At 58.7% G+C, this 6,341-nt stretch carries 10 protein-coding genes; 6 read left to right on the top strand and 4 right to left on the bottom strand.

Annotated features, from left to right (window positions below):
• Both NKI99_RS31195 and NKI99_RS31190 read left to right on the top strand, forming a co-directional pair.
• Window positions 1–187: hypothetical protein (locus NKI99_RS31195; protein WP_352613331.1), on the top strand; the 187-nt coding region annotated here is incomplete at its 5' end.
• Window positions 188–450: 263 nt separating this feature from the next.
• On the top strand, window positions 451–837 hold the full coding sequence (locus NKI99_RS31190; protein ID WP_352442813.1) for a hypothetical protein: 387 nt from the start codon (window positions 451–453) through the stop codon (window positions 835–837).
• A gap of 439 nt (window positions 838–1,276) precedes the next feature.
• Here NKI99_RS31190 and NKI99_RS31185 read toward each other — a convergent pair whose 3' ends face one another.
• Window positions 1,277–1,453, bottom strand: a complete 177-nt coding sequence (locus NKI99_RS31185) for a hypothetical protein (protein WP_164893126.1) — start codon at window positions 1,451–1,453, stop codon at window positions 1,277–1,279.
• Between the two features lie 224 nt (window positions 1,454–1,677).
• Between NKI99_RS31185 and NKI99_RS31180 the strand changes: the two genes are divergently transcribed.
• The 4 genes from NKI99_RS31180 to NKI99_RS31165 all read left to right on the top strand — a co-directional run bounded on the left by NKI99_RS31180 (window position 1,678) and on the right by NKI99_RS31165 (window position 4,175).
• Entirely contained in the window at window positions 1,678–1,905 is a 228-nt protein-coding gene (locus tag NKI99_RS31180) for an ArsR family transcriptional regulator (RefSeq protein WP_352442811.1), read from the top strand.
• A gap of 102 nt (window positions 1,906–2,007) precedes the next feature.
• The gene (locus NKI99_RS31175) at window positions 2,008–3,075 is read left to right on the top strand and encodes a glycosyltransferase family 2 protein (protein WP_352442816.1); all 1,068 of its coding nucleotides are present in this window, start codon (window positions 2,008–2,010) and stop codon (window positions 3,073–3,075) included.
• Window positions 3,050–3,742 (top strand): class I SAM-dependent methyltransferase, encoded by a 693-nt coding sequence (locus NKI99_RS31170; RefSeq protein ID WP_352613329.1) that lies wholly within the window; start codon window positions 3,050–3,052, stop codon window positions 3,740–3,742. Before NKI99_RS31175 ends, NKI99_RS31170 begins: the two co-directional genes overlap by 26 nt.
• Window positions 3,729–4,175, top strand: a complete 447-nt coding sequence (locus NKI99_RS31165) for a GtrA family protein (protein WP_352442809.1) — start codon at window positions 3,729–3,731, stop codon at window positions 4,173–4,175. Before NKI99_RS31170 ends, NKI99_RS31165 begins: the two co-directional genes overlap by 14 nt.
• Window positions 4,176–4,178: 3 nt before the next feature.
• Here the strand turns inward: NKI99_RS31165 and NKI99_RS31160 are convergent, their stop codons facing one another.
• The 3 genes from NKI99_RS31160 to NKI99_RS31150 are packed head-to-tail and all read right to left on the bottom strand — an operon-like array spanning window position 4,179 to window position 6,206.
• Complete coding sequence (locus NKI99_RS31160) at window positions 4,179–4,802, bottom strand: hypothetical protein (RefSeq protein WP_352442808.1); 624 nt, start codon at window positions 4,800–4,802, stop codon at window positions 4,179–4,181.
• The gene (locus NKI99_RS31155) at window positions 4,789–6,036 is read right to left on the bottom strand and encodes a putative hexosyltransferase (RefSeq protein WP_352442807.1); all 1,248 of its coding nucleotides are present in this window, start codon (window positions 6,034–6,036) and stop codon (window positions 4,789–4,791) included. Before NKI99_RS31155 ends, NKI99_RS31160 begins: the two co-directional genes overlap by 14 nt.
• Window positions 6,033–6,206 (bottom strand): hypothetical protein, encoded by a 174-nt coding sequence (locus tag NKI99_RS31150; RefSeq protein WP_352442806.1) that lies wholly within the window; start codon window positions 6,204–6,206, stop codon window positions 6,033–6,035. The genes NKI99_RS31155 and NKI99_RS31150 overlap by 4 nt, the downstream gene beginning before the upstream one ends.
• Between the last annotated feature and the right edge of the window lie 135 nt (window positions 6,207–6,341).

Here is a 6,341-nt window from a genome sequence, read left to right as displayed (position 1 = left end):
GCTCCGCCGGCGCGCGAAACGATATCTCATCCCAAATCAGACCGAAGCCGTTCAGAACGAACAGCTCGCCACCCGCCCACAACAACAATTTAAATTAGTAACGCCTTATGGAACTTTGGGGCTGGCGTTTCATTTCATCGGCATGGAGGCCACTGTAATCCAAGGTACCGGGACGGAGCGAACGTGACGCTACTCGCTGGTTCTGCCGATGGCAGCGTCAGAGGTCTTCGGTGGGTGGTGCCGCCGAGCCTCGTTTTCGGCTGATCGAGCTTTCCCGCAATTTTTGGGCACCAGATAGCAATGACGGCCGGTATGGACGCCGCCCAGAGGATGCTGTCATCGTCATGGATGCCGAGCTCCTGGTGGCGAAGTGGAAGGAAGTTTCGAAATCGTTGAAGCGCGCAAGGAAGAAACGGACAGGGAAAATGGCATCGCGGAAAATATCGCCCTGTGCTGCAGGATCCGGGCAGATCAACTCCCGTGATGGAGGCCCGGGAGCGCCAGACCAATATCTATCCGCGGGCGGCCTCCGAATTCCCCCGCATGGACATGAAATGGCGAGGAGTTGCCGTCATGACAATACTGTTTGAGCCGCTGGACTCGGACTATCACAAGCGCAGCGTGCTTTACCACGCCACGCGGTTGTCAATGCTCCACGATCGAATGCTGATGCGTTTCGACAAGGTTGACGAAGCGGCCGACAAGGTTGAAGCCGCAGCGGCCGTGCTGGTCGACGTCACCCACGGCTCTGCCATCGACGCGTTCCAAGACGCGGTGTTCCAGAATTCGTCGGCAGATTTCCTTCAGATGGAAACGGGCCAGACCCTCGGGCTCTGAACTGCGAGGAATGACGCCAGTGTTTCGGCAGATAGGGCCGCCTGCGCCCGATTGGGCGTCTCGGAGCATCAATGTGGCTTTCTGCACTATTTGGATCGGCGAGCGGTCCAGACGGTCTTTTGCGCATTCGAGGCAGCGGCCGCGAATGCGGCATCATAGCAAATACGGATTTCGATTCTCGTCGGCCTTTGGTGGCCCGAGAGGAAACCGAAAGGGAACTGACCGCGGCGCGACCGCCTGCGTCATCGAGACGCTCGACTGGGGTCCGGCGCAGCTTCGCGGGTCCGCGTCACCCGCCCCAAATACACTTCTGCGAGACGGTGGTGCAACCGTCAACGCGGAGCGGCCGGCCTGGACCTCGGAGGTCGGAGTGACGACAAAGAATTCGCCTCCACTGCGTTTCCAACGGGCCCCGCAAAGCGGCGAGTTCGCGCCGCCTTCAGACCCCGCGCAAGGCCCGGGGTGGAGAAGTGCCCTCGAACGTCGCGAATGGCGCACGCGAATCCTTTTCGAAACCGCAGCGAACCTTTGCCGATACGAAGGATGCGGCTTCCAATTTTCCACATAAGCTCAATCCGACCTTGATCCCCGGATCAGCAGAAGCGTGCTTTTTCATGCAGCGCTCCTATCCAGCAGACGTTGCTTCGGTCGCTACGCGCCCTTGGCAGTTGAAAGACACGCAGAACCTGGGCCGACAATGGGGCTATTAAGAGGATCGGTCGGCCAACAACGCCAGCCGGACGATCTCGGACAGGCTCTTGGCCTGCATCCTCGACGTGTATGGGGCGGAGGGTCTTTACATTTGACGGCCTGCGCAAGGCCCCGCTCGACGCATGAGCGATGGTCAGCGGGAAACATCGTGAATCTGAAAAGCCCAGCATTATGTCCCGTCCGCCGATCTGCTCGCGGCCGGCTAATGAAAAGCGCCTTCTCGCGCTAATGATTCTTGCTGAGGGAGAAACATCCGTCTCTGATCTGGCGCCGCGGTTAGGGCTTAGCAACTCAGCACTCTCCCAACAGCTCGGCATAATGCCAACGGGATCTGCGACCGCGGGATCGTTGTCCTAGGCGCAGGCGTTGCCCCGGCAAAGCTGGATCACATCTACGGCACAGCGACTTAAATTAGTAATGCCTTATGGAACTTTGGGGCTGGCGTTTCATTTCATCGGCATGGAGGCCACTGTAATCCAAGGTACCGGGACCGGAGCGAACGTGTCGCTGCGCTACTCGCTGGTTCTGCCGATATACAACGAAGAACAAGTGCTGCCTCGCCTGGTCGAGCGCATCAGGTTGTTAATCGACCAGCTGGACGGTGAGACCGAGGCTATTTTCGTCGATGATGGAAGCCGCGATGGCAGTGTCAGATACCTTCGGTGCGTGGTTGCCGCCGAGCCTCGTTTTCGGCTGATCGAGCTTTCCCGCAATTTTGGGCACCAGATAGCAATAACAGCCGGTATGGACGCCGCCCAGGGGGATGCTGTCATCGTCATGGATGCCGACCTCCAAGACCCACCCGAGGTGGTCCTCGACCTGGTGGCGAAGTGGAAGGAAGGGTTCGAGATTGTTTATGCCCGGCGCGTTAAACGCGAAGGCGAATCCTGGTTCAAGCGCTTCACGGCAAGTCTCTTTTATCGCTTGCTGGAAAAGATGACGACTGTAGACATTCCGCGCGACGTTGGAGATTTTAGGTTGGTCGGCCCCAAAGCGCTGAGAACTTTCAGACAGATGCCCGAACAGGATCGCTTCGTCAGGGGCATGTTTGGCTGGATGGGATTCAAGCAGGCGGCGGTGCCGTTCGAACGTCCCGCACGAGCCCATGGCCAGACCAAATATCCATTCTGGAAGATGGTGCATCTTGCTGCTCACGCCATCGTCAGCTTCTCGGAACGGCCGCTGCGCCTGGCGCTCTGGGGTGGCTTGGCCATTTCTGCGCTGGCCGTCGCCTTTGGTGCGTTTGCAATTTATGCTTGGGCTTTTGAAGCCGGCATTGTTGCCGGCTGGACCTCAACGGTGATGATTGTGTCGCTCCTGTGCGGCATCAACCTTTTCATGACCGGCGTGGTCGGGATGTATGTCGGAAGCATCCACGCCGAAGTGAAACGGCGCCCGCTTTACGTGATCGATCGCCTCACCGGCTTCGACCGAGCGATGCCTTCCGTTCGCGTCAAGAACCGAAGATCGCCTCGAAAATCCCGGATTGGAGTGCCGGCCAATGTCCGAACTCTTCGACAGTTATAGATCCAGCTATGACGAGACTGTCCAGGGATCGATCCGATTTTCAGGGCTTAAGCACGACTTCTTTCTCAAGGCCAAGGCCGAGTTTCTGCGACGCGTCGTGGTTGAACGAGGGCTTGGCCCTGATGGCTCGGGTGTGCGGGCGCTTGATGTCGGCTGCGGCGTAGGCGTTCTCCATCCACATCTCAAAGACGCCTTCGCGTCCCTGGACGGCTGCGACATCTCGCTGGACTCGATCCTGCGTGCCAGGGAGGAAAATCCGGGCGTCGTGTACAAGGCCTGCTCCAGCCTGACCCTGCCATACGACAACGGCGTCTTCGATCTGGCCTTCGCCAGCTGCGTCGTCCATCATGTACCGCCAGCTTCCTGGCTTGAGTTCGTACGCGAGATGCGGCGCGTCGTTCGCCCGGGCGGTGTCGCCTGCATCATCGAGCACAATCCCTATAACCCGCTGACGCGTCTGGCTGTGTTCCGGTGTCCCTTCGACCGAGATGCCGTGCTGCTCAGCGCAGCCAAAACGGCGTCACTCTTGCAAATGACAGGCTTCACCGACATTCGGTCCGAGCACTTCCTGCTGCTGCCCTCAGGCGGGCTGTTTGCCCGAAAAGTCGAGCGTATGCTCGCTCGCCTGCCACTGGGAGCACAGCACGTGTCTAGTGCGCGTGCCTGAGCACCGGTCTGCCGGCGACGACACGCTCAAGCTGGCACGCTTCGGCTTGGTCGGCATAGCCGCCACAATTCTGTATGCCGCTTTGGCTGCCGCTTTTTCCAAATCGGAACGGCTCGGTTTCACGCCCATCCAGGCTTCGCTTGGGGCATATGCCGCAGCCACCTTGTTTTCGTATCTCGCGCACAAATACCTGACATTTGTGTCGGGTCGGTCGCATCGAACCGCGGCTCCACGTTTTCTCCTGCTGGCGGCAACAGGCTTTGCCATTGCCTATGGCACGCCGGCACTTATGACGGTGAAGCTGGGCTTGCCGCTCGTCATTCCCGTCCTGATTACGTGCCTGCTTGTCCCCGCCATCAATTTCTTCGTCCTTGACCGGTGGGTTTTTGCTGATCGCCGTCGGCACGGCAACCGCTCCCGCCAGCGGCGATAATGCTTAAACGGCGTCCAGTCGAAACGACACCAATTTGATAGAGCGTTCGTAAATGTTGCTGGCGGCCTTGCTGGGCAGGATCCCGTCGAGATAGTCAAAGGTCATTTCGAACGTGCTAGCGTTCGAAAAAGCTGCGCGCGGAATGAAGAACGAGACGGTCGTCGGTTGCTTGCCCGACAGCGTGACCTTATGCACGAATGCGCCATGCACTGAGATTATCACCCTCTGCGTCATCTGTGGCGGACGAATGACAGCGGTCATTTGTAGCGTTGCCTTTAGGCCGTCGCGAAGCGGCGGTATCTGCAGGCGAAGCCGCGAGGTTTCACCCAGTGAATGCGTCCCGTCGGCTGCTGGCCCCGACCAGCCACAAACTTTCATGCTGGCAGCTTGTTTGGCGCCGTCGGACCGGAAGGACACTGTCTGACCGAGTGAGTAGCTGCCAACGGTATCGCGGTTGAGGCAGGTTGTCGTACGGTCGATGTAATAGGCACGATAGTCGGGATCGACATTCGGATGAAGAGCCAGCGCAAGGATGAGGATTTCGGACACGGCCAAAGCCGCGGCGAGCGCGTAACCCCCAAGCGAGATCGCGCGTCCGTAGGCGTTGCGGACGTCAGACCAAAGCAAGGTAGCCTCCAATCCATGCCACAGTCATGAAATAGCAGGCGACCAGGAAGAGAAACAAAGCGGCTATCCAGGTCAGTTTCGACGCCGACAGCAAGACCGCCATCAACAGTATCAGAGGCGCAAGCCCAATGACGTATCTGACCATGGAGGCCAGATTCGTGATCAATGGCACGACAATGCTGATCGCGCAGAAGATACCAGCGCCATATTGTTTGCGAGCCATCAGCACGACTGATAGCGCCAGCCCGGCGATTGCCGCGAGCGCACTCCATTGGGGCGCCGTGGGCAGCCATCCAGTCTTGGGAAACACTGAGAGTCCGTCCCACAGAAACAGGATCGGGTTCCCAGCCACTCGTCCAAAGGCGCGTTGGACGTGTAGGAACGCAAAGCCGTCGCCGACAGTGACATACAAAAACAGGATGTAAGCGAACAAGCCGGCAGGCGAGATCAAGATAGCGAGGAGCAGATCCGGCCGACCGAGCACCCAACGAGGAAAGGAGAGTGGTGAGCCGCCCCGTTCCCGATGCTGTTGGAACATTTCAATGACGGTCGCAAAGACGACAAGGACCCCAACGAGCCTCGTTGCCGAGAGGAGGGCTGACGAGATGCCAGCGGCGGGATAGCTGGAGCGTTTGAGTGCCAGGAAAACGCTCGAGGTTAGGAGCACGAAAAGAGGTTCGGAAAGGAAAGTGGTGAAGTGGAAGGAGAACGGCCCACTAAGCAAAAAAGCGCAGTACAGCACATAGGCCCGCATGTTCTTCTTCAGCAGCGGCCATGCCACCAGACATGCGGCGTAGCTGCATGCAAGCGAAGCGATCGTTGCGACCACTATCGTGGGGAAAGGGAAAATTGCCCGGATCACCGCGACCAGCATCGGGTAGAACGGGAAGAAGCCCCATCGTCCGACATTGCTTTGGTTCGGGATAGGAAAGCGTTCGTAGCCGCGTTCGGAAATATCCACATACCAGTGGCAATCCCATCGGCAGAGCGCACGAGCGTAAGACTCAAAGCCTGATTCTGCCAACGTTGAAGCAACGGCGGCATAACGAATAGCAAGGCCAGTGACACCGAACAGGAGCGGGATTGTGACGACCGCTGCCGCTATCATGTGGCGTTTGTTGATCGTCGGGCCGTAGTCGGGGAAAATCTCGAACTGCTCTGCGCCCTTCGCCGACGGCGCATCGCTGGGGCTCTTCATGGCCGGGACGAGATTGTCAGTCCCGGATTTTCTCATCGCGGAGCACCGGCGCGGCGCGTGGCGTATCCGATGAGGTTCAACTTGTCCGCCGCCTTTGCCTTCTTCGGCGCGTCGCTGGCCCGACGGTCGTCGAGCAGTGCCAGATGAGTGACGCCGCCTGTCGTCACCTCGTGACCAAAGTCGATGCCACTCTGTTTCCGCGCCATGTGAGAGATTCTGGAGCGCGGCCGGCGGTCGTCAAGAGGTTGCTAATATTCGAACGGCGAAGAGCCAACAAGCCTTTGGCCCTGCTTCACATATCAGTTCATTTGAACCAGCCTTCGGGAAAAGTGTCCAGCGAG

This window comes from Mesorhizobium sp. M0239 (assembly GCF_040321815.1).
GTDB lineage: Bacteria > Pseudomonadota > Alphaproteobacteria > Rhizobiales > Rhizobiaceae > Mesorhizobium.
This window is presented reverse-complemented; position numbering and strand designations above follow the sequence as displayed.